17 protein-coding genes, 1 rRNA gene and 1 riboswitch are annotated in these 22,159 nt (G+C 56.6%); of the genes, 11 read left to right on the plus strand and 7 right to left on the minus strand.

Annotated features, from left to right (window positions below):
- Window positions 1–218 precede the first annotated feature (218 nt).
- Window positions 219–1,106 carry a methylenetetrahydrofolate reductase gene (metF, locus tag ACWKXN_RS21085; RefSeq protein WP_033146931.1) on the plus strand — a complete coding sequence of 296 codons (888 nt, stop codon included), beginning with the start codon at window positions 219–221 and terminating at the stop codon, window positions 1,104–1,106.
- A gap of 147 nt (window positions 1,107–1,253) precedes the next feature.
- Window positions 1,254–3,434, plus strand: a complete 2,181-nt coding sequence (gene katG / locus ACWKXN_RS21090) for a catalase/peroxidase HPI (RefSeq protein WP_454544287.1) — start codon at window positions 1,254–1,256, stop codon at window positions 3,432–3,434.
- An 83-nt stretch (window positions 3,435–3,517) separates the two neighbouring features.
- Here the strand turns inward: katG and gldA are convergent, their stop codons facing one another.
- From gldA to argE, 5 genes are all read right to left on the minus strand, one after another.
- Complete coding sequence (gene gldA, locus ACWKXN_RS21095; protein WP_008501794.1) at window positions 3,518–4,621, minus strand: bifunctional L-1,2-propanediol dehydrogenase/glycerol dehydrogenase; 1,104 nt, start codon at window positions 4,619–4,621, stop codon at window positions 3,518–3,520.
- A 12-nt stretch (window positions 4,622–4,633) separates the two neighbouring features.
- Window positions 4,634–5,296 (minus strand): fructose-6-phosphate aldolase, encoded by a 663-nt coding sequence (gene fsa / locus ACWKXN_RS21100; protein WP_320718352.1) that lies wholly within the window; start codon window positions 5,294–5,296, stop codon window positions 4,634–4,636.
- Between the two features lie 128 nt (window positions 5,297–5,424).
- Window positions 5,425–6,189, minus strand: coding sequence for a helix-turn-helix transcriptional regulator (locus ACWKXN_RS21105; RefSeq protein WP_058841961.1), 765 nt, complete (start codon window positions 6,187–6,189; stop codon window positions 5,425–5,427).
- Between the two features lie 94 nt (window positions 6,190–6,283).
- Window positions 6,284–8,935 (minus strand): phosphoenolpyruvate carboxylase, encoded by a 2,652-nt coding sequence (gene ppc / locus ACWKXN_RS21110; RefSeq protein ID WP_224979739.1) that lies wholly within the window; start codon window positions 8,933–8,935, stop codon window positions 6,284–6,286.
- Between the two features lie 271 nt (window positions 8,936–9,206).
- A complete protein-coding gene (gene argE, locus ACWKXN_RS21115; RefSeq protein ID WP_454544288.1) occupies window positions 9,207–10,358 on the minus strand; it encodes an acetylornithine deacetylase in 1,152 nt (383 codons plus the stop codon).
- Window positions 10,359–10,446: 88 nt separating this feature from the next.
- Between argE and argC the strand changes: the two genes are divergently transcribed.
- The 4 genes from argC (at window position 10,447) to oxyR (ending at window position 14,941) form a co-directional block, all read left to right on the plus strand.
- On the plus strand, window positions 10,447–11,451 hold the full coding sequence (gene argC, locus ACWKXN_RS21120; RefSeq protein ID WP_032662767.1) for an N-acetyl-gamma-glutamyl-phosphate reductase: 1,005 nt from the start codon (window positions 10,447–10,449) through the stop codon (window positions 11,449–11,451).
- A 6-nt stretch (window positions 11,452–11,457) separates the two neighbouring features.
- A complete protein-coding gene (gene argB, locus ACWKXN_RS21125) occupies window positions 11,458–12,234 on the plus strand; it encodes an acetylglutamate kinase (protein WP_090420882.1) in 777 nt (258 codons plus the stop codon).
- Between the two features lie 78 nt (window positions 12,235–12,312).
- Window positions 12,313–13,686: an argininosuccinate lyase gene (argH, locus tag ACWKXN_RS21130; protein ID WP_320718349.1), complete on the plus strand. Its 1,374-nt coding sequence runs from the start codon at window positions 12,313–12,315 to the stop codon at window positions 13,684–13,686.
- 337 nt (window positions 13,687–14,023) lie between these two features.
- The gene (gene oxyR / locus ACWKXN_RS21135; protein ID WP_454544289.1) at window positions 14,024–14,941 is read left to right on the plus strand and encodes a DNA-binding transcriptional regulator OxyR; all 918 of its coding nucleotides are present in this window, start codon (window positions 14,024–14,026) and stop codon (window positions 14,939–14,941) included.
- Here the strand turns inward: oxyR and sthA are convergent.
- Window positions 14,924–16,324, minus strand: coding sequence for a Si-specific NAD(P)(+) transhydrogenase (gene sthA, locus ACWKXN_RS21140; RefSeq protein WP_008501785.1), 1,401 nt, complete (start codon window positions 16,322–16,324; stop codon window positions 14,924–14,926). The genes oxyR and sthA overlap by 18 nt on opposite strands.
- Window positions 16,325–16,520: 196 nt before the next feature.
- On the opposite strand from sthA, the gene fabR reads away from it, so the two are divergent.
- Entirely contained in the window at window positions 16,521–17,159 is a 639-nt protein-coding gene (fabR, locus tag ACWKXN_RS21145; RefSeq protein ID WP_008501784.1) for an HTH-type transcriptional repressor FabR, read from the plus strand.
- Window positions 17,160–17,168: 9 nt separating this feature from the next.
- On the plus strand, window positions 17,169–17,528 hold the full coding sequence (locus ACWKXN_RS21150; RefSeq protein WP_008501783.1) for a YijD family membrane protein: 360 nt from the start codon (window positions 17,169–17,171) through the stop codon (window positions 17,526–17,528).
- A gap of 80 nt (window positions 17,529–17,608) precedes the next feature.
- Here the strand turns inward: ACWKXN_RS21150 and trmA are convergent, their stop codons facing one another.
- Window positions 17,609–18,709, minus strand: a complete 1,101-nt coding sequence (gene trmA / locus ACWKXN_RS21155; protein ID WP_048978888.1) for a tRNA (uridine(54)-C5)-methyltransferase TrmA — start codon at window positions 18,707–18,709, stop codon at window positions 17,609–17,611.
- A 104-nt stretch (window positions 18,710–18,813) separates the two neighbouring features.
- Window positions 18,814–18,989: riboswitch (cobalamin riboswitch) on the plus strand.
- Between the two features lie 66 nt (window positions 18,990–19,055).
- Here trmA and btuB point away from each other — a divergent pair.
- From btuB to ACWKXN_RS21170, 3 genes are all read left to right on the plus strand, one after another.
- Complete coding sequence (gene btuB / locus ACWKXN_RS21160; protein ID WP_048978889.1) at window positions 19,056–20,903, plus strand: TonB-dependent vitamin B12 receptor BtuB; 1,848 nt, start codon at window positions 19,056–19,058, stop codon at window positions 20,901–20,903.
- Window positions 20,848–21,699 carry a glutamate racemase gene (murI, locus tag ACWKXN_RS21165; RefSeq protein ID WP_023309660.1) on the plus strand — a complete coding sequence of 284 codons (852 nt, stop codon included), beginning with the start codon at window positions 20,848–20,850 and terminating at the stop codon, window positions 21,697–21,699. The genes btuB and murI overlap by 56 nt, the downstream gene beginning before the upstream one ends.
- Window positions 21,700–22,082: 383 nt before the next feature.
- Window positions 22,083–22,159 (plus strand): 16S ribosomal RNA (locus ACWKXN_RS21170); the annotation flags it as partial.

The raw sequence follows: 22,159 nt of genomic DNA on the forward strand, positions 1-22,159 counted from the left end.
TTTCCCTCTCCCTGCGGGAGAGGGTTAGGGTGAGGGCATCAGACCGCACTCACCCTCATCCTGAATTTCCCTCATATTCCCTGAGCAAACCTCACCGTTATTGTTGATTATTTATGTTGACGTCCCTCCGCTTTTCCGTCATTTTTACATCTGGACGTCTAAACGTATAGAAGTTCACAACACAACAAATAACGACATGCGATTGATAGAGGTAAGGTATGAGCTTTTTTCACGCCAACCAGCGGGAAGCACTGAATCAGAGCCTGGCCGAAGTAAACGGCCAGATTAACGTCTCTTTTGAATTTTTCCCGCCGCGCACCAGTGAAATGGAGCAAACTCTGTGGAGCTCTATCGATCGTCTCAGCAGCCTGAAGCCGAAGTTCGTCTCCGTGACTTACGGTGCTAACTCCGGCGAGCGTGACCGTACGCACAGCATCATTAAAGGCATCAAAGATCGTACCGGTCTGGAAGCGGCGCCGCACCTCACCTGTATCGACGCCACCCGCGACGAACTGCGGGCCATCGCTCAGGATTACTGGAATAACGGCATTCGTCATATCGTCGCTCTGCGCGGTGACCTGCCGCCGGGCAGCGGTAAGCCGGACATGTATGCCGCCGATCTGGTCGCGCTGCTGAAAGAGGTGGCTGACTTTGATATCTCCGTTGCCGCTTATCCTGAGGTGCATCCGGAAGCGAAAAGCGCCCAGGCCGATCTGCTGAACCTCAGGCGTAAAGTGGACGCCGGCGCGAACCGCGCCATTACCCAGTTCTTCTTTGATGTGGAAAGCTACCTGCGTTTCCGTGACCGCTGCGTCTCCGCGGGCATCGACGTTGAAATTATCCCGGGTATTCTGCCGGTCTCTAACTTCAAACAGGCGAAGAAGTTCGCCGATATGACCAATGTCCGCATTCCGCTGTGGATGTCCAAAATGTACGAAGGGCTGGACGACGACCCGGAAACCCGCAAGCTGGTGGGGGCCAATATCGCGATGGACATGGTGAAAATTTTAAGCCGTGAAGGGGTGAAAGATTTCCACTTCTATACGCTGAACCGCGCGGAGATGAGCTACGCCATTTGCCATACGCTGGGTGTTCGTCCGGCGTAATAAGCACAAAGCCCTCGTATTATGAGGGCTTTTTAGTTACGCGAATAGTTAAAAGGTATTAGCTATCGAATCTGTGGATTAATTCAACTATAACTTATTGCTAGTGGTGTATATCGTAACGGTAACACTGTAAAAGGGAGCATAGCGATGAGCACGTCAGACGAGACCAATAAAGCGGCATCGGTCGGCAAATGCCCGTTCCACCAGGGCGGCGTCGATCACAGCGCGGGGGCAGGTACAGGCAGCCGCGACTGGTGGCCAAAACAACTCCGCATCGATCTTCTTAACCAACATTCCAATCGTTCGAACCCGCTGGGTGAAGACTTCGACTACCGCAAAGAATTCAGCAAACTTGATTACTCCGCCCTTAAAGGCGACCTCAAAGTCCTTTTAACCGACTCTCAACCGTGGTGGCCTGCCGACTGGGGCAGCTATGCGGGCCTGTTTATCCGTATGGCCTGGCACGGCGCGGGTACCTATCGCTCCGTTGACGGGCGCGGTGGCGCAGGCCGCGGTCAACAGCGCTTTGCGCCGCTGAACTCCTGGCCGGATAACGTGAGCCTGGATAAGGCGCGCCGTCTGCTGTGGCCCATCAAGCAAAAATACGGACAAAAAATTTCCTGGGCCGACCTGTTTATCCTCGCGGGTAACGTGGCGCTGGAGAACTCCGGCTTCCGTACCTTTGGTTTCGGTGCCGGGCGTGAAGACGTCTGGGAACCAGACCTGGACGTGAACTGGGGAGATGAAAAAGCCTGGCTAACCCACCGTGACCCGGAGGCGCTGGCGAAGCGACCGCTGGCCGCCACCGAAATGGGCCTGATTTATGTGAACCCGGAAGGGCCAAACGCCAGCGGTGAACCTCTGTCTGCTGCGGCGGCCATTCGTGCCACCTTCGGCAACATGGGGATGAACGACGAAGAGACCGTTGCGCTGATCGCGGGCGGCCACACCCTTGGCAAAACCCACGGCGCGGGTGAAGCCACGCACGTCGGCACCGACCCGGAAGCCTCGCCGATTGAAGCGCAGGGCCTGGGCTGGGCCAGCACGCACGGCACGGGAATTGGCGCAGATGCCATTACCTCCGGTCTGGAAGTTATCTGGTCGCAAACCCCGACCCAGTGGAGCAACTACTTCTTCGAGAACCTGTTCAAATACGAATGGGTGCAGACCCGCAGCCCGGCGGGGGCGATTCAGTTTGAAGCCGTGGATGCGCCGGAAATCATGCCCGATCCGTTCGACCCGTCGAAAAAACGCAAACCTACCATGCTGGTCACCGACCTGACGCTGCGTTTTGACCCGGAATTCGAGAAAATTTCCCGCCGCTTCCTGAACGATCCGCAGGCCTTCAACGAAGCCTTCGCGCGCGCGTGGTACAAGCTGACCCACCGCGATATGGGGCCAAAATCGCGTTACCTTGGCCCGGAAGTGCCGAAAGAAGATCTGATCTGGCAGGACCCGCTGCCGCAGGCGGTGTTCAATCCGTCGAAAGAAGACATTGAAAGCCTGAAGGCGGAAATCGCTGCCTCTGGCCTCTCCGTGAGCGAACTGGTTTCGGTTGCGTGGGCGTCAGCGTCGACCTTCCGCGGCGGCGACAAGCGCGGCGGCGCCAACGGCGCGCGTCTGGCGCTGGCTCCTCAGCGCGACTGGGATGTGAACGCCGCAGCGGTTCGCGCGTTGCCGGCTCTGGAAGCTATCCAGCGCACCACCAACAAAGCCTCTCTGGCCGATATCATCGTGCTGGCGGGCGTCGTGGGCGTTGAGCAGGCGGCGAAAGCGGCAGGTGTTTACGTCAACGTTCCGTTTACGGCAGGGCGCGTGGATGCGCGTCAGGATCAGACGGATATCGAGATGTTTAACCTGCTCGAACCGATTGCCGACGGCTTCCGCAACTACCGTGCGCAGGTGGATGTGTCCACCACTGAGTCACTGCTGATCGACAAAGCCCAGCAGCTGACGCTGACCGCGCCTGAACTGACGGTGCTGATCGGTGGCCTGCGCGTGCTGGGTGCAAACTTTGATGGCAGCAAGAATGGCGTGTTTACCGACCGCGAGGGCGTGCTGAGCAACGATTTCTTCGTGAATCTGCTGGACATGAACACCCAGTGGAAGGCAACCGACGAATCTAATGAACTGTTTGCCGGAAGCGATCGCGCCAGCGGTGAAGTGAAATACACCGCCACCCGCGCCGATCTGGTCTTCGGTTCTAACGCCGTCCTGCGCGCGCTGGCAGAGGTTTATGCCAGCAGCGATGCCAGCGAGAAGTTTGTCCGCGACTTCGTTGCCGCATGGGCGAAGGTGATGGATCTGGACCGGTTTGACCTGCAGTAACCGTTGTGCCGGGTGGCATTAACGCTTCCCCGGCCTACGGGCAAAAAAATCCCCGCTGATGCGGGGATTTTTATTCACGCTATTTACTCCCACTCCTGCAGGAACCGCTGCCCATACTGGTCGGCCACCAGCAGTGCCGCATATACCTGATCCGGCGTTACGCCGCCGGGCATGTTGTGGATAGTTTCCCCTTCGGCACAGGAGGCTTCCGCGATCAAACGCATTTTGGCCGGAATATCCTCTTTGATGTTCAGCTGCGCCAGCGTGATCGGCAGCCCAACGCTGTGACAAAGCGCTGCGACCGTCTCTATTTCTTCTACCGGCGCGTTTTCCAGCACCAGCTGCGTCAGCGTACCAAACGCCACTTTTTCACCGTGATAGAAGTGGTGCGCGTCCGGTACCGCCGTCATTCCGTTATGAATAGCGTGTGCTGCCGCCAGCCCGCCGCTTTCAAAGCCTACGCCGCTGAGATAGGTGTTGGCTTCGATAATGCGTTCCAGCGCCGGTGTAACCACATGCTGTTCCGCGGCCAGCATGGCTTTTTCACCCTCTTCAACCAGCGTGTTGTAGCACAGCTCGGCCAGCGCGAGTGCAGCCTGCGTACATTTGCCTCCCGCCATGGTGGTTGCGCCGCTGCGCGAGCAGGCGCGTGCTTCAAACCAGGTTGCCAGCGCATCGCCAATCCCGGCGGCCAGCAGGCGTGCCGGCGCGCCCGCTACCACTTTGGTATCGACGATAACCATGTTTGGGTTGTGCGGCAGCATCAGGTAGCGATCGAACTCACCGCTGTCAGTGTAAATGACGGAAAGGGCGCTGCACGGCGCATCGGTGGAGGCGATTGTTGGCGCAATGGCGACCGGCACGTCCATAAAATGGGCCAGCGCTTTAGCGGTATCCAGCGTTTTACCACCGCCGATACCCAGCACCGCCAGGCAGTCGGCGCTGTCTGCCAGCTTTTTCAGCCGATCGATTTCATTTTGTGAACATTCGCCGCCAAACGGCGCTATTTCGGCGTGCAGTTCGGCTTTTTTAAAACTCTGGCGCAGGGTCTCTTCGGCAAAACCCAGCACAAATTTATCGCCGACGACCAGCCAGCGATTGGCCAGGGGTTTCAGATAGTCGCCGAGACGGGTAAGCACATCAGCGCCCTGGATATATTTTCCCGGCGATTGAATGATACGGTCCATAACAGTTCTCCCTTAGAGGTTGAGGTTACCAAACGCGTTTTTCCAGTCCTGCTCGAACTTCTCTATGGCTGACTCTACCGCTGGCGTGCCGAGCATTTGTTGCGCTACGTCTAAGGGAAGCGTGATTGCCTCGCATCCCGCCAGCAGGCAGTCCAGCGCCTGCCGCGGCGTTTTGAAGCTGGCGGCCAGCACTTTGCTGTCCGGCGCGTGCAGTTCCAGCAGGGATTGCAGCTCCTGGACCATGCGAATGCCGTCACCGCCCTGAGCGTCTACGCGGTTTACATACGGCGCGACATATTTCGCGCCTGCCAGCGCGGCGAGCAGGCCCTGTGCCGCGCTGTAAACAGCGGTCCCCAGCGTGGCTATCCCCTCTTTTTTCAACGCTTTAATCGCGATGAGCCCCTGAGCCGTCACCGGGATTTTCACCACGATGCCCGGGACGGCGTTACTCAGACGTTTGGCCTCTGCCACCATCCCTTCGGCATCGCGGCTCATGGTTTGAGCAAACAGCGTGCCTTCCGGCCCGATGGCTTTTTGCAGACGCGGCAGCACGTCCCAGATGGATTCACGGCTGGCGGCAACGATGCTCGGATTGGTAGTGACCCCCGCAATGGGGAAGACCCGCGCCAGGCGTTCAACTTCCGCCACGTTGGCGGTATCCAGGTACAGTTCCATTATTTTTCCTTAAGTCAGAAAGGTTGAATAAAGGATAAGACGCGGGCAGGCAGGGCGGATACAGGCCAATTTTGCCAAATACTGGACAAATGTAATGTCTTTAGCGAAGTGCGAGAGCGATCACAATGCTATTTTTTGGCGGTCAGCTCGCTGTGATACTGGCGACGATATTCGGAAGGAGAGCGTTCGGTGTGCTTGCGAAAGAGACGGCAGAAGTAATTGCTGTCTGTAAACCCACAGCGTGCGGCGATATCTTTGATTTTAAGATCGTAGCCTTTCAGCAGCTGGCGCGCGTGTTCGAGTCGCGTTTGGGTCAGGTATTCGTTGAAACCCACGTTGCCAATCTTCTGAAAGAGGTGGGAAAGGTAGTTCGGCGAGACGTAGAACGCCTGCGCGACGGATTCACGGGTTAACGCCGAAGCATGATGTTCTTCGATGAAGCGGCGAATGGCCTCAAACAGGGCGCGGCTGCGGCTGGCGGTGTGGATATCGCTGCCAAGCAGATCCCGGCAGTGGCTGAGCAAGCTTAATACCACCAGTATCGCGGTCTCTTGCTCATCCGGCTGCATCTGTAATTCGGTTAGCGTCTGCAGAAGAAAAGCACCCGTTCGCGGACCGCGGCGGGCAACCTGGAGCTGCTGCACAAGCGTATTGTCATGCTGTAACTCGATAGTTAGCAGCTGCTTACCGAAATGTATGCTCAGGGCGTTAGACGATGGATGCGTTAAGTGTCCAAAGGATGAAAATATCGCCTCACAGGGGGCATCAAGGGTAATGACGAGGCAGGGAGATGTTCGGGAATGCTGTTCAGACAGCGCTGAGAAATGAATCTGGCCCAGCGGTAGCGTGCGGTTTACCAGGTCTGCCAGGATTCGGGTGATATCGGAATGCATGAGAAGACTACCGAAATGTGCCGGGTGGCGCTAACGCTTACCCGGCCTACCAGTCACAGGTCCGGGCAAGCGCGGCGCCGCCGGGCATAGAGTATTAGCCGGTGTTACGCATACCCGCAGCAACGCCTGCAATCGTCACCATCAGCGCCTGTTCAACGCGCGGATCCGGCTCTTTACCTTCTTCTTCCGCCAGACGTGAACGGTGCAGCAGCTCTGCCTGCAGGACGTTCAGCGGGTCGGTGTAGATGTTACGCAGCTGAATAGACTCGGCAATCCACGGCAGGTCCGCCATCAGATGTGAGTCGTTGGCGATGTCGAGTACCACTTTGATGTCGCCTTCCAGCAGTTCGCGCAGCTCTTTACCCAGCGCCCACAGCTCTGGTTTCACCAGACGCTGGTCGTAATATTCCGCCAGCCACAGGTCAGCCTTCGAGAAGACCATTTCCAGCATACCCAGACGGGTAGAGAAGAACGGCCAGTCGCGGCACATGGATTCCAGTTCGTTCTGTTTGCCATCTTCCACCACCTTTTGCAGCGCGGCACCGGCACCCAGCCAGGCGGGCAGCATCAGGCGGTTCTGCGTCCAGGCGAAGATCCACGGGATCGCGCGCAGAGACTCTACGCCACCGGTCGGGCGACGCTTCGCAGGACGTGAGCCCAGCGGCAGTTTACCCAGCTCCTGCTCAGGCGTGGCCGAGCGGAAGTAAGGAACGAAATCTTTGTTTTCACGCACGTAGCCGCGGTACAGATCGCAGGAGATATCAGACAGTTCGTCCATGATATGGCACCAGGATGCTTTCGGCTCCGGCGGCGGCAGCAGGTTTGCTTCCAGGATCGCGCTGGTGTAGAGCGACAGGCTGCTGATGGTCACTTCCGGCAGACCGTACTTGAAGCGGATCATCTCGCCCTGCTCGGTGACTCGCAGGCCGCCTTTCAGGCTTCCCGGCGGCTGTGAAAGCAGCGCTGCGTGTGCTGGTGCGCCGCCACGGCCAATCGAGCCACCGCGTCCGTGGAACAGGGTCAGCTCAATACCGGCTTTCTCGCAGGTTTTGATCAGTGCGTCCTGCGCCTGATACTGCGCCCAGGATGCCGCCATCACGCCCGCATCTTTCGCGGAGTCAGAATAGCCAATCATCACCATCTGTTTGCCCTGAATAAAGCCGCGGTACCAGTCGATATTCAGCAGCTGGGTCATGACGTCGTTGGCGTTGTTCAGGTCGTCGAGGGTCTCAAACAGCGGGGCGACCGGCAGGGCGTAGTCGATTCCCGCTTCTTTCAGCAGAAGGTGAACGCCCAGCACGTCGGACGGGGTCTTCGCCATGGAGATCACATAGGCGGCCACCGATCCTTTCGGTGCGTCCACGATCGCTTTACAGGTGTTGAGCACTTCGCGGGTTTCGTTGCTTGGCTCCCAGTTGCGCGGCAGCAGAGGGCGCTTCGAGTTCAGCTCGCGGATCAGGAAGGCCTGTTTGTCGGCTTCGGACCAGCTTTCATAGTCGCCGATGCCGAGATAGCGGGTCAGTTCGCCCAGCGCTTCGGTATGACGGGTACTTTCCTGACGTACGTCGATACGCACCAGCGGCACGCCGAAACACTTCACGCGGCGCAGGGTGTCGAGCAGTTCGCCGTTAGCGATGATGCCCATCCCGCAGGCCTGCAGTGATTTATAACAGGCATACAGCGGCTCCCAGAGCTGTTCGTTCTGGCTGAGCAGACCTTCTGGTTTTGGCAGGCGCTGACCTTTCAGACGCGCTTCCAGCCAGGCCTGAGTGGCCATCAGCTGACCACGCAGTTTCTTCATCAGGAAACGGTACGGCTCGCTGGCGCCTTCTTCTCCGGCCAGCGCGCGCAGTTCCGGCGTCGCTTCAACCATCGACAGCTCGGAGATCAGCACCTGAATGTCTTTCAGGAACAGGTCGGTCGCTTTCCAGCGGCTCAGCAGCAGGACGTGACGGGTGATTTCCGCGGTCACGTTCGGGTTGCCGTCGCGGTCGCCGCCCATCCAGGAGGTGAAGCGGACCGGAACGAAGTCGACCGGCAGGCGGTAGCCGAGGTTCTCTTCCAGCTGTTCGTTCAGCTCGCGCAGATAGTTAGGCACCCCTTCCCACAGGCTGTTTTCCACCACCGCAAAGCCCCATTTGGCTTCGTCGACCGGGCTTGGACGATGCTTACGAATTTCATCGGTGTGCCAGGACTGGGCAATCAGCTGGCGCAAACGGCGCATCAGCTGGTTGCGTTCGTAGTCGGCAATATCTTTATTATCCAACTGCTTCAGACAGTTGTTCACTTCCACCATTTTGTGGATCAGGGTGCGACGGGTAATTTCAGTGGGGTGTGCGGTCAGCACCAGCTCCAGCGAAAGCGATTCCACCGCTTTTTTGATGGTGGCTTCGTTGAGGTCTGGCTGGTCTTTCAGTTTACGCAGGGTGCGGGCAATGACTTCCGGGTTGCTTGCCGCTTCGCCGTTTGGCGAAATGCTGTGGTATTGCTCAGCGGTGTTAGCCAGGTTCAGGAACTGGCTGAATGCGCGTGCAACGGGCAGCAGCTCATCGTTTGAGAGGTTCTGCAAGGTGGTGAGCAGCTCCTGACGACTGGCCTCGTTACCGGCACGGGAAGATTTAGACAGCTTGCGGATGGTTTCAACGCGGTCGAGGATGTTCTCCCCCAACGCGTCTTTGATGGTATCTCCAAGCACTTTGCCGAGCATACTGACATTACTACGCAACGCGGAATATTGTTCGTTCATAAAAACCCAGTCACCCCATCATTTTTGTTTATGCCCAGGCGAAAATCATCTGGACATTATTTTGTCATCTCCCTTTATAAAGCCACGTAAAACCCCCGTCGTCAATTGCTGCGAAAACGGTTCAGCAAACGAATAAATGCGGGCAATTTACGAAATTTAATTCGCATTGCGTCAGATAAGAGATGCTTATGGGAATGTGACGGAGATCATGCGATTTGTTGGCCTCACCCTGACCCTCTCCCACTGGGAGAGGGGACTCTTCGGTGCGGTTTTAATGCCAGCAGAAGTGATGCACAACCTGGGTAATCAGTTCGCGGGTTGGCTTGATGAAGCGGGTTTCCAGATATTCATCCGGCTGGTGGGCCTGGTTGATGGAGCCGGGGCCCAGGACCAGCGTAGGGCAAAGCGTCTGAATAAACGGCGCTTCGGTGCAGTAGTTCACCACGTCGGTTTTCTCACCGAGCAGCTTTTCCACCACCTCAACCAGCTGATGATCCGGCGGGCATTCGTAACCCGGGATCGGCGGATGCAGTTCGGAGACCGTCAGGCGGCCCGGCCAGCGCTCGCTCACCGGAGCCAGCGCTTCATTCAGCAGGCCGTCGAGATCGCTCAGCGTCATGCCCGGCAGCGGGCGGATGTCCATATGCAGTTCGCAGCAGGCGCAGATACGGTTGGAGGCATCACCGCCGTGCAGGCTGCCGAGGTTCAGCGTCGGATACGGCACGGTGAACGCGTCGTAGTGGTAGCGCTCTTTCAGATCGTCGCGCAGGGTCATGATGCGGCCGATGGCGTCATGCATCAGCTCGATGGCGTTCACGCCGCGCGCCGGGTCGCTGGAGTGGCCGGACTGACCCAGCACGCGCACGGCCGTAGAGATATGGCCTTTATGCGCGCGGATCGGCTGCAGAGACGTCGGCTCGCCGATGATCGCGCAATCCGGGCGAATCGACGTATTTTCAGAGAAGTAGCGTGCGCCCGCCATGCTGGTTTCTTCGTCGGCGGTCGCCAGAATGTAGAGCGGTTTTTTCAGCTTCGTCACGTCCACGTCACGCAGCGCGTCGAGGATAAAGGCGAAGAAGCCTTTCATGTCGGCGGTGCCCAGGCCATAGAGCTTGTTGTCGTGCTCGGTCAGGGTGAACGGATCGCGCGTCCAGCGGCCATCGTCAAACGGCACGGTGTCGGTATGGCCGGCCAGCAGCAGGCCGCCCGCACCGGTTCCGGTGCTGGCGAGCAGGTTAAATTTGTGGCGTGTTCCGGGAACGGGCTGAACCTCAACGTTAAACCCAAGATCGCTAAACCAACCCGACAGCAGATTGATTAAAGACTCATTGCTCTGATCCAGCGCTTCTTCCGTTGCGCTGATGGACGGAGTGGCAATCAGGGCGCGGTAGATCTCGATAAATGGCGGTAAGTTCATTTTCATTGTTGACACACCTTAGGTCGTGATAGTATCAATATTCATGCAATAAATGTGAATAAAAATACATTAACGTTGAGCATAAAGGAACCCGATGTTGAATACGCTGATTGTAGGCGCTAGCGGTTATGCGGGCGCAGAGCTTGTAAGCTACGTGAATCGCCATCCACATATGACCATAACCGCTTTGACCGTGTCAGCGCAAAGCAATGATGCAGGAAAGTTAATTTCCGATTTGCATCCGCAGCTTAAGGGTCTTGTCGATCTGCCGCTGCAGCCTATGTCTGACATCAGCGAGTTTACCGACGGCGTCGACGTGGTGTTTTTAGCCACCGCGCACGAGGTCAGCCACGACCTGGCGCCGCAGTTCCTGGCGGCTGGCTGCGTGGTCTTCGACCTTTCCGGCGCGTTCCGCGTGAACGACGGTGCGTTTTACGAAAAATATTACGGTTTCACCCATCAGCATCCGGATCTGCTGGAAAAAGCGGTGTACGGCCTGGCGGAGTGGAGCGCAGATAAACTGAAAGAAGCGGACCTGATTGCCGTTCCGGGCTGCTACCCGACGGCGGCGCAGCTTTCCCTGAAGCCGCTGATCGACGCAGGCCTGCTGGATCTGAGCCAGTGGCCGGTGATCAACGCCACCAGCGGCGTGAGCGGTGCAGGACGCAAGGCCGCTATCTCCAACAGCTTCTGCGAAGTGAGCCTTCAGCCGTATGGCGTGTTTAATCACCGTCATCACCCTGAAATCACGACGCATCTGGGCGCGGACGTCATTTTCACCCCGCATCTGGGCAGCTTCCCGCGCGGGATCCTCGAAACCATTACCTGCCGCCTGAAACCGGGCGTGACCAAAGAGCAGGTGAACGAGGCCTTCACGCAGGCGTATGCGGATAAACCGCTGGTGCGCCTGTACGATAAAGGCGTGCCGGCGCTGAAAAACGTGGTCGGCCTGCCGTTCTGCGACATCGGCTTTGCCGTGCAGGGCGAGCATCTCATCGTTGTCGCCGCAGAAGATAACTTACTCAAAGGCGCTGCCGCACAGGCAATGCAGTGTGCAAATATTCGTTTCGGTTTCCCGGAAACGCAGGCTCTTATTTAAGGTGTGATGATGAACCCATTAATTATCAAACTCGGTGGTGTACTGCTGGACAGCGAAGAAGCGCTGGAGCGTCTGTTTACCGCGCTGGTGAACTATCGCGAATCACACCAGCGTCCGCTGGTGATTGTGCACGGCGGCGGCTGCGTGGTGGATGAGCTGATGAAAGGGCTCAACCTGCCGGTGAAAAAGAAGAACGGCCTGCGCGTCACGCCTGCTGACCAGATTGACATCATTACCGGTGCGCTGGCGGGTACGGCGAACAAAACGCTGCTGGCGTGGGCGAAGAAACACCACATCGCGTCCGTCGGCCTCTATCTGGGCGATGGCGATAGCGTAAAAGTGACCCAGCTCGACGAAGAGCTCGGCCACGTTGGACTGGCGCAGCCGGGTTCGCCTAAGCTGATTAACACGCTGCTGGAAGGAGGTTTCCTGCCGGTGGTGAGCTCTATCGGCGTGACCGAAGAGGGCGAGCTGATGAACGTCAACGCTGACCAGGCGGCGACGGCACTGGCGGCAACGCTGGGTGCGGATCTGATCCTGCTCTCCGACGTGAGCGGTATTCTGGACGGCAAAGGCCAGCGCATTGCGGAAATGACGGCTGAGAAAGCCGAGCAGCTGATTGCCCAGGGCATTATTACCGACGGCATGATTGTTAAAGTGAACGCCGCGCTGGATGCCGCACGCACGCTGGGCCGCCCGGTGGATATCGCCTCCTGGCGTCACGCGGAGCAGCTTCCGGCGCTGTTTAACGGCACGCCGATTGGCACGCGTATTCTGGCGTAATCGATTTAATGTTTTGTAGGCCCGGTAAGCGCAGCGCCACCGGGCAATGAAATTCAAAGATATTTAAGGAAGCATGTTATGGCACTTTGGGGTGGGCGTTTTACACAGGCAGCGGATCAGCGGTTCAAACAGTTCAACGACTCTTTGCGCTTTGACTACCGCCTGGCCGAACAGGATATTGTCGGCTCTGTGGCCTGGTCCAGGGCGCTGGTGACGGTGGGCGTACTGACCGCAGATGAACAATTACAGCTGGAAGAAGCGCTGAACAATCTGCTGGAAGAGGTGCGTCTTAACCCGCAGCAGATCCTCGAAAGCGATGCTGAAGATATTCACAGCTGGGTGGAAGGCAGACTTATCGACAAAGTCGGCCAGCTGGGTAAAAAGCTGCATACCGGCCGCAGCCGTAACGACCAGGTCGCCACCGATCTGAAGCTGTGGTGCAAAGATACCGTTGGCGAACTGCTGGCGGCTAACCGTCAGCTGCAGAGCGCGCTGGTGGAGACCGCGCAGAACAACCAGGACGCGGTGATGCCGGGTTATACCCACCTGCAGCGCGCGCAGCCGGTGACCTTCGCGCACTGGTGTCTGGCCTACGTCGAGATGCTGGCGCGTGACGAAAGCCGTCTGCAGGATACCCTGAAGCGTCTGGACGTCAGCCCGCTGGGCAGCGGCGCGCTGGCCGGTACGGCGTATGAAATCGACCGTGAACAGCTGGCAGGCTGGCTGGGCTTTGCTTCCGCCACCCGTAACAGCCTGGACAGCGTGTCCGACCGCGACCACGTGCTGGAGCTGCTCTCCAATGCGTCTATCGGGATGGTGCACCTGTCGCGCTTTGCCGAAGACCTGATCTTCTTTAACTCTGGCGAAGCGGGCTTCGTCGAGCTGTCCGACCGCGTGACCTCAGGCTCCTCCCTGATGCCGCAGAAGAAAAACCCGGACGCGCTGGAGCTGATCCGCGGCAAGTGTGGCCGCGTGCAGGGCGCGCTGACCGGCATGATGATGACCCTGAAAGGGCTGCCGCTGGCGTATAACAAAGACATGCAGGAAGACAAAGAAGGGCTGTTCGACGCGCTCGACACCTGGCTGGACTGTCTGCATATGGGCGCGCTGGTGCTGGACGGCATTCAGGTGAAACGTCCGCGCTGCCAGGAAGCGGCGCAGCAGGGCTATGCGAACTCTACCGAACTGGCGGATTATCTGGTGGCGAAAGGCGTACCTTTCCGTGAAGCGCACCACATTGTGGGTGAAGCGGTGGTGGAAGCCATTCGTCAGGGTAAACCACTGGAAGATCTGGCGCTGGCAGACCTGCAAAAGTTCAGCGCGGTTATCGGGGATGATGTGTATCCGATCCTTGCGCTGCAGTCTTGTCTGGATAAACGTGCGGCGAAAGGCGGCGTGTCGCCTAAGCAGGTGGCGCAGGCGATAGCGGATGCGAAAAACCGGTTGGTTTGATTTGGTTTGAACAGTGCGGGCTGGTGCCCTCACCCCGGCCCTCTCCCACGGGGAGAGGGAGCAAACACTAAAAATGGCAACTTCGGTTGCCATTTTGCTTTTATCCCCGGGCTCTTTTACGCAAAAAAAAAGCGGACCACGGGGTCCGCAAAAGTTCACGTTGGCTTTAGTTGTTCGAGTTTTGAGAGAAACTCGCTGACGGTGCGGGGACGTCAAGGGTCAAACACGTGCCGCCTCGTCTATGTGGTGTATTATTCAACAGAATGCTTGATAGGGATAATCGTTCGTTGCTATGCTATCTATCGCCATGAACTATCGTGGCGACGGAGGATGAATAATGAATATTCGTGATCTTGAATACCTGGTAGCGTTAGCCGAGCATCGTCACTTTCGCCGCGCGGCAGATTCCTGCCACGTCAGCCAGCCCACGCTGAGCGGTCAGATCCGCAAGCTGGAAGACGAGCTGGGCGTGATGCTGCTGGAGCGCACCAGTCGTAAGGTTCTGTTCACACAGGCAGGTCTTCTGCTGGTGGATCAGGCGCGCACCGTGCTGCGCGAGGTCAAAGTGCTCAAGGAAATGGCAAGCCAGCAGGGGGAGGCGATGTCCGGCCCGCTGCATATCGGCCTGATCCCAACCGTTGGCCCGTACCTGTTGCCGCACATCATTCCGATGCTGCACCAGACGTTCCCGAAACTCGAAATGTACCTGCATGAAGCGCAAACCCATCAGCTGCTCGCGCAGTTAGACAGCGGCAAGCTAGACTGCGCCATTCTGGCGCTGGTGAAAGAGAGTGAAGCCTTTATTGAAGTGCCGCTGTTTGATGAGCCGATGATGCTGGCGATCTATGAAGATCACCCGTGGGCGAACCGCGATCGCGTACCGATGGCCGATCTGGCCGGTGAAAAGCTGCTGATGCTGGAAGATGGCCACTGCCTGCGCGATCAGGCGATGGGCTTCTGCTTCGAAGCGGGTGCGGATGAGGATACCCATTTCCGCGCAACCAGCCTGGAAACGCTGCGTAATATGGTCGCGGCGGGAAGCGGTATTACGCTGCTGCCTGCGCTGGCCGTGCCGCGCGAGCGTAAACGTGACGGCGTGGTTTATCTGCCGTGCATTAAGCCGGAGCCGCGTCGCACTATCGGCCTGGTGTATCGTCCGGGTTCACCGCTGCGCAGCCGCTATGAGCAGCTGGCAGAGGCCATCCGTGGTTCGATGGATGGCCATTTTGACAGCACGTTAAAACAGGCGGTTTAATCCGTTCAGCGCAGCTACCCGATAGGCTTCCGCCATGGTCGGGTAGTTAAAGGTGGTGTTAACGAAGTACTCAATGGTGTTACCACCGCCTTTCTGCTCCATTATCGCCTGGCCGATATGAATGATTTCCGCCGCGCGTTCACCAAAGCAGTGAATGCCGAGGATCTCTTTCGTTTCGCGATGGAACAGGATCTTCAGCGTTCCCACGCTCATCCCCACGATTTGCGCCCGCGCCAGATGTTTAAACTGGGCACGTCCCACCTCGTAAGGCACCTTCATTGACGTCAGCTGCTGCTCGGTTTTCCCGACTGAACTGATTTCCGGGATGGTATAGATCCCCGTCGGAATATCTTCGATCAGGTGCGCCGTCGCTTCGCCTTTTACCAGCGCCTGTGCGGCGATGCGTCCCTGGTCGTAAGCGGCTGAGGCCAGGCTTGGGTAGCCAATCACGTCGCCGACCGCGTAAACGTGCGGCAGGGCGGTCTGATACATGCTGTTGACCTTCAGCTGACCGCGGCTGTCGGTTTCAAGCCCGATATTTTCCAGCTGCAGTGAATCGGTGTTGCCGGTACGACCGTTGGCGTACAGCAGACAGTCTGCTTTCAGCTTCTTACCGGACTTCAGGTGCATGATCACCCCGTCGTCGCAGCCTTCGATCTTCTCGTACTCTTCGTTGTGGCGAATCACCACGCCGCTGTTCCAGAAGTGGTAGGAGAGAGAGTCCGACATCTCCTGATCGAGGAACGCCAGCAGGCGGTCACGGGTGTTGATCAGGTCAACTTTGACGTCCATTCCGCGGAAGATCGACGCATATTCGCAACCAATGACCCCTGCGCCATAGATAATGACGTGGCGAGGCTCATGGTGCAGGCTCAGAATCGAGTCGCTGTCGTAAACGCGCGGGTGCGAGAAGTCCACGTCGGCCGGATGGTAAGGGCGCGAGCCGCAGGCGATAACAAATTTTTCAGCCGTGATGGTTTCAACCGAACCGTCGTGGCATTCGAGTGCCAGGGTGTGTTCATCCACGAAATGCGCATTGCCCTGCAAAATTTCACAGTGGTTACGCTCATAAAATCCCTGACGCATGCGTGTCTGCTGGTTAATAACGGTATCCGCGTGATTCAGGATGTCAGCAAAGGATGAACGAAGAAGTCGGGAGTGGTCGCTGTAAAGAGGGTTCTGGTTAAATTCGATAATGCGGCTAACGGCGTGGCGGAGGGCTTTCGAAGGGATGGTGCCCCAGTGGGTGCAACCGCCGCCGACATTATGGTAGCGCTCGATGACCGCTACTCTGGCTCCCTGTTTCACCAGACCCATAGCAGCACCTTCGCCGCCGGGGCCGGAACCAATAACTATTGCGTCGTAATCGTAGGAATGTGGCATGGTAAGGCTTACCTGTTCTTATACATAAAAGCAACAGAATCATAACATCATTGCCAGAGTAACCCAATTATCGTTGTGCTTTTTTCGGGCAGTGGAGCACAAACCGCACGTAAACAATCATTCACAAAGCCAGGCAAACAGATTAATTTTATTCTCTGGTATAGTGCCATCAGGCCTTTGGAAGGATTCAACTATCGTGATGGGCGTAAGAGCACAACAAAAAGAGAAAACCCGGCGTTCGCTGGTGGAAGCCGCATTCAGTCAACTGAGTGCTGAGCGGAGTTTTGCCAGTTTGAGCCTGCGCGAAGTCGCACGCGAGGCCGGGATTGCGCCAACGTCCTTCTATCGTCATTTCCGTGATGTGGATGAACTGGGCCTGACCATGGTCGACGAGAGCGGTCTGATGCTGCGCCAGCTGATGCGGCAGGCGCGTCAGCGTATCGCCAAAGGGGGTAGCGTGATCCGCACCTCCGTATCGACCTTTATGGAATTTATCGGCAATAACCCCAACGCGTTTCGTCTGCTTCTGCGCGAGCGTTCGGGCACATCGGCGGCGTTTCGTGCCGCCGTCGCGCGTGAAATTCAGCACTTCATCGCGGAACTTGCCGACTATCTTGAACTCGAAAACCATATGCCGCGTGCGTTTACTGAAGCACAGGCCGAGGCGATGGTGACGATTGTTTTCAGCGCGGGTGCCGAAGCGCTGGATGTCAGCATTGAACAACGCAAACAGCTCGAAGAGCGACTGGTATTGCAGCTCAGGATGATCTCCAAAGGCGCGTACTACTGGTATCGCCGTGAACAAGAGAAACTGGCACATCAAACCGAAGAGTGAAGGTGAGTAATGAAACAGTCAGGTCAGGATAAAGGGACGCTGTTGCTGGCATTGATCGCTGGCTTATCCATTAATGGTACGTTTGCCGCTATTTTTAGCTCAATTGTTCCATTTTCGATTTTCCCGCTTATTGCGCTGGTGCTGACGGTTTACTGCCTGCATCAACGTTACCTGAACCGCACCATGCCGGTGGGGTTACCGGGGCTGGCCGCTGCCTGCTTTATTCTGGGCGTATTGCTGTATAGCACGGTGGTTCGCGCGGAGTATCCGGATATCGGCTCTAACTTCTTCCCTGCGGTACTGTCTGTGGCGCTGGTGTTCTGGATTGGCTCGCGCATGCGTAGCCGTAAGAGCCAGTTACCGGAGTAATGAATTTATTTGTAGGGCAGGTAAGCGAAGCGCCACCTGCCAAAAACGCCGGATGGCGCTACGCTTATCCGGCCTACAGATCACCGTGCGGTAAGTAAAACGCCGCACTCCATATGGTGCGTATACGGGAACTGATCGAACAGCGCCAGACGTTCAATCTTGTGCGTCTGGCCTAATGTTTCGAGGTTCTTGCACAGCGTCTCCGGGTTGCAGGAGATGTACAAAATACGCGGGTACGCCTGCACCATCTTCTCGGTTTCGCTGTCCAGGCCACTGCGCGGCGGGTCGACAAAAATCGTCTCACACTGGTAGCTTTTCAAATCGATCCCTTCCAGGCGGTTAAACTGGCGAACGCCGTTCATGGCCTGCGTGAACTCTTCCGCGGCCATACGAATGATCTGCACGTTATCGATATGGTTAGCGGCAATGTTGTACTGCGCGGCAGCCACCGACGGCTTGGCGATTTCCGTTGCCAGAACGCGATCGAAATTACGCGCCAGCGCCAGCGAGAAGTTGCCGTTACCGCAGTAGAGCTCAAGCAGATCGCCCGTTGACCCTTCCGTCGCCTTCAGCGCCCACTCCAGCATCTGCACGTTCATCGCAGCGTTTGGCTGGGTGAAGCTGTTCTCGACCTGACGATACACCATCTCTTTACCTGCCACCGGCAGGCGCTCGTCGATGTAGTCCTGATCCAGCATGATTTTGGTTTTTGTCGCGCGGCCAATCAGGTGAACGTTGATGTTCTGCGCGCGCAGCGCATCGCGCAGCGCTTCTGCCTGCTCGCGCCACTCGTCATTGAGCGCTTTGTGGTACAGCAGGGAGACAATCGCCTGATTGCTTTGCGTGGTCAGGTAGTCAATCTGGAACAGCTTGTTACGCAGTACCGGATTGTTGCGCACGCCGTCCATTATCAGCGTCATCAATTGGTTAATGAGCTCGCTCGCCGCCGGAAAGCTGTCCACGCGAATACGGGATTTCGTCTGCTGATCGAAAATGATGTGGTACAGGTCGTCGCCGTCGTGCCAGATGCGGAATTCGGCGCGCATGCGGTAGTGGCTGACGGGAGAGCGGAACACCTCGGGAACGGGCGCGTTGAAAGGCGTCATCATACTTTGCAGGCGGACGACTTTCTCTGCCAGCTGCGCGTCGTACTGTTCTGTCGGGAGGTGTTCTGGGGTCATGATGCGTCCTGAGTGATAAAGAATTACGCGGGGATTGTAGGCATTGTTCAGGGGATGTCCAGATTTAATGGGCAATAGCTGTCTGGACATCCATACGTGTCTAATTGTAGCATTCTGTTTCCGGTCTCCTGAGAGTGAAAAGGGAATCCAGTGTAAATCTGGAGCTGACGCGCAGCGGTAAAGTCTGGCGGGATGAGTGTTGTAGACACTGTGAAAATGGGAAGTCTTCATCCTTATATAGCCACCTAGCCCGAAGACCTGCCGGGATCACGTCGCATTTGGTTTCATCATCGCGTGCTATCGATGAGGCCTGCGGCATCCTTCTTATATTGTGGATGCTTTAACAATGATTAAAAAAGTATCGCTGTTGACGGCGTTGTCCGTCACGGCATTTTCGGGCTGGGCGCAGGATAGCGCCGACTCGTTGGTGGTGACGGCAAATCGTTTTGAACAACCTGAAAAAACTATTCTGGCTGCAACCTCCGTTGTTACGCGTGCCGATATTGACCGTTGGCAATCAACCTCAGTCCTTGATGTTATGCGTCGCCTGCCCGGCGTGGATACGGCGCAAAATGGCGGGATGGGGCAACTCTCTTCTCTCTTTATACGTGGCACCAACTCCAGCCATGTCCTGATCCTTGTTGATGGGATCCGCCTTAACCAGGCGGGCGTTACGGGGTCGTCCGATCTCAGCCAGTTCCCGATCTCCCTGGTGCAGCGTATCGAATATGTTCGTGGACCGCGTTCGGCGGTATACGGCTCGGACGCGATTGGCGGAGTCGTAAACATTATTACCACTCGCGCGAAGGACGGTACCACGCTGAATGCAGGTGTAGGGTCGCATGGTTACCAGAATTATGGCGGCAGTACTCAGCAAACATTGGGCGACAGCACGCGCGTCACGCTTGCGGGTGATTACACCTATACCAAAGGGTTTGATGTGGTTGCGGACGGCAACAATGGTGGCCTTGCCCAGACCGATCGCGACGGCTTTATGAATAAAACGCTCTATAGTGCACTGGATCACGCATTCTCGGAGCAGTGGAGCGGATTTGTTCGCGGCTTTGGCTACAGCAACCGTACTGCCTACGACGGTTACTACAGTTCATTTACCCCTGACGTACTGGTCGATACCCGCCAGCTCTATAGTCAGACCTGGGATGCAGGATTGCGCTTCAACGATGACATCTTCCATTCACAGCTGCTCACCAGCTATAGTCACAGCAAGGACTATAACTACGACCCAAATTTGGGCCGCTACGATTTGACAGCCACACTGGATGAAATCAAGCAGTACAACGTCCAGTGGCTGAACTCCGTTGATGTTGGCCATGGAAACATTGGCGCGGGCGTTGACTGGCAGAAGCAGAGCACCGAGCCGGGTACAAACTACGTGACCAACGGCTACGACCTGCGTAACACCGGCGTTTACCTGACCGGGTTGCAGCAGTTTGGTGACTTCACTCTGGAAGGAGCGGTTCGCAGCGATGACAACTCTCAGTTCGGTCGCCATGGCACCTGGCAAAGTAGTGCGGCCTGGGAGTTCGTGGAGGGTTACCGCTTCGTTGCTTCTTATGGTACGGCCTATAAAGCACCGAATCTGGGTCAACTCTATGGTTTCTATGGCAATGACCATCTTGATCCCGAAGAGAGCAAGCAGTGGGAAGGTGCGTTTGAAGGCCTGACGGCCGGCGTGAGCTGGCGCGTCTCCGGCTACCGTAATGACGTCGATAATCTCATCGACTTCGATAATAACCTTCAGCAATATTATAACGTCGGTAAAGCGCGCATTAAAGGTGTGGAAGCGACAGCATCGTTTGATACGGGTCCGTTGACGCATACTGTAGGCTACGATTATGTGGATGCCCGCAATGCCGCAACCAACGAACTTCTGGACCGTCGTGCTAAACAGCAGGTGAAATATCAGCTCGACACGCAGATCTATGATTTCGACTGGAGCCTGACTTATCACTATCTCGGTACGCGTTACGACACTGACTTTGGTGCTTATCCGTCTGAGAAAGTAAAAATGGGCGGTGTCAGCCTGTGGGATGTCGCAGTTTCGTATCCTGTCACCTCACATCTCACAGTTCGTGGTAAAATAGCCAACCTGTTCGATAAAGATTACGAGACAGTTTATGGCTACCAAACTGCAGGACGGGAATACACCTTGTCTGGCAGCTACACCTTCTAATCCGCGTCCCACCGTGCTGGTGTTTGATTCCGGCGTCGGTGGGCTTTCGGTCTATGATGAGATTCGGCATCTCCTGCCGGATCTCCATTACATCTACGCCTTCGATAACGTCGCTTTCCCGTATGGGGAAAAGAGCGAAGATTTTATTGTTGAGCGTGTGGTTGAAATCGTCACCGCGGTACAAAAGCGCTATCCCCTTGCGCTGGCCGTCATCGCCTGTAATACGGCGAGCACCGTTTCTCTTCCCGCCCTGCGTGAAAAATTCCAGTTCCCGGTTGTGGGCGTCGTTCCTGCAATAAAGCCAGCCGCGCGCCTGACGGCGAACGGCATTGTGGGTCTGCTGGCAACGCGAGGCACGGTAAAGCGTCCTTATACCCGCGAACTGATCGACCGTTTTGCCAACGAATGCCAGATTGCGATGCTGGGTTCGGCTGAGCTGGTGGAGATGGCTGAAGCGAAGCTGCATGGAAAGGCGGTATCACTCGACGAGCTGCGTCGTATTCTCCGTCCGTGGCTGCGCATGCCTGAACCCCCGGATACCGTTGTGCTGGGCTGCACCCACTTCCCGCTATTACAGGAAGAGCTATTAGAGGTATTGCCGGAGGGGACGCGCCTGGTGGATTCCGGTGCGGCTATCGCTCGTCGTACGGCCTGGCTGCTGGAACATGAAGCGCCGGATGCGAAATCTACCGATGCGAATATCGCGTTTTGTATGGCCATCACGAAAGAGACTGAGCAACTTTTACCCGTTTTACGCCGTTATGGCTTTGAAACGCTCGAAAAACTGGCGCTGTAGCACGGTTTTGAGCAAAAAAGAGACGGTTGAAAGTTTTTTTTAAAAGAGGGGTTGTCAACGTCTGAGAACTCCCTATAATGCGCCTCCACTGACACGGAACAACGGCTTACAGGCCGTCGGGTTAGCGGGGTTCAGAGATGAACACCTGCAGAGAAAAGCAAAAATAATCGCTTGACTCTGAATGAGGAAAACGTAATATACGGGACCTCGCAACGGTGAGCTTAACGCCGCGTTGCAACTGCTCTTTAACAATTTATCAGACAATCTGTGTGGGCACTCAAAGTGACATGGATTCTTAACGTCGTAAGACGAAAAATGAATACCAAGTCTCTGAGTGAACATACGTAATTCATTACGAAGTTTAATTCACGAGCATCAAACTTAAATTGAAGAGTTTGATCATGGCTCAGATTGAACGCTGGCGGCAGGCCTAACACATGCAAGTCGAGCGGTAGCACAG

Source organism: Enterobacter sp. UPMP2060 (assembly GCF_053709655.1).

Coding starts and splice junctions, on each gene's coding strand:
- metF (WP_033146931.1), top strand. CDS start 219: ATGAGCTTTTTTCACGCCAACCAGCGGGAAGCACTGAATCAGAGCCTG.
- katG (WP_454544287.1), top strand. CDS start 1,254: ATGAGCACGTCAGACGAGACCAATAAAGCGGCATCGGTCGGCAAATGC.
- gldA (WP_008501794.1), bottom strand. CDS start 4,621: ATGGACCGTATCATTCAATCGCCGGGAAAATATATCCAGGGCGCTGAT.
- fsa (WP_320718352.1), bottom strand. CDS start 5,296: ATGGAACTGTACCTGGATACCGCCAACGTGGCGGAAGTTGAACGCCTG.
- ACWKXN_RS21105 (WP_058841961.1), bottom strand. CDS start 6,189: ATGCATTCCGATATCACCCGAATCCTGGCAGACCTGGTAAACCGCACG.
- ppc (WP_224979739.1), bottom strand. CDS start 8,935: ATGAACGAACAATATTCCGCGTTGCGTAGTAATGTCAGTATGCTCGGC.
- argE (WP_454544288.1), bottom strand. CDS start 10,358: ATGAAAATGAACTTACCGCCATTTATCGAGATCTACCGCGCCCTGATT.
- argC (WP_032662767.1), top strand. CDS start 10,447: ATGTTGAATACGCTGATTGTAGGCGCTAGCGGTTATGCGGGCGCAGAG.
- argB (WP_090420882.1), top strand. CDS start 11,458: ATGATGAACCCATTAATTATCAAACTCGGTGGTGTACTGCTGGACAGC.
- argH (WP_320718349.1), top strand. CDS start 12,313: ATGGCACTTTGGGGTGGGCGTTTTACACAGGCAGCGGATCAGCGGTTC.
- oxyR (WP_454544289.1), top strand. CDS start 14,024: ATGAATATTCGTGATCTTGAATACCTGGTAGCGTTAGCCGAGCATCGT.
- sthA (WP_008501785.1), bottom strand. CDS start 16,324: ATGCCACATTCCTACGATTACGACGCAATAGTTATTGGTTCCGGCCCC.
- ACWKXN_RS21150 (WP_008501783.1), top strand. CDS start 17,169: ATGAAACAGTCAGGTCAGGATAAAGGGACGCTGTTGCTGGCATTGATC.
- trmA (WP_048978888.1), bottom strand. CDS start 18,709: ATGACCCCAGAACACCTCCCGACAGAACAGTACGACGCGCAGCTGGCA.
- btuB (WP_048978889.1), top strand. CDS start 19,056: ATGATTAAAAAAGTATCGCTGTTGACGGCGTTGTCCGTCACGGCATTT.
- murI (WP_023309660.1), top strand. CDS start 20,848: ATGGCTACCAAACTGCAGGACGGGAATACACCTTGTCTGGCAGCTACA.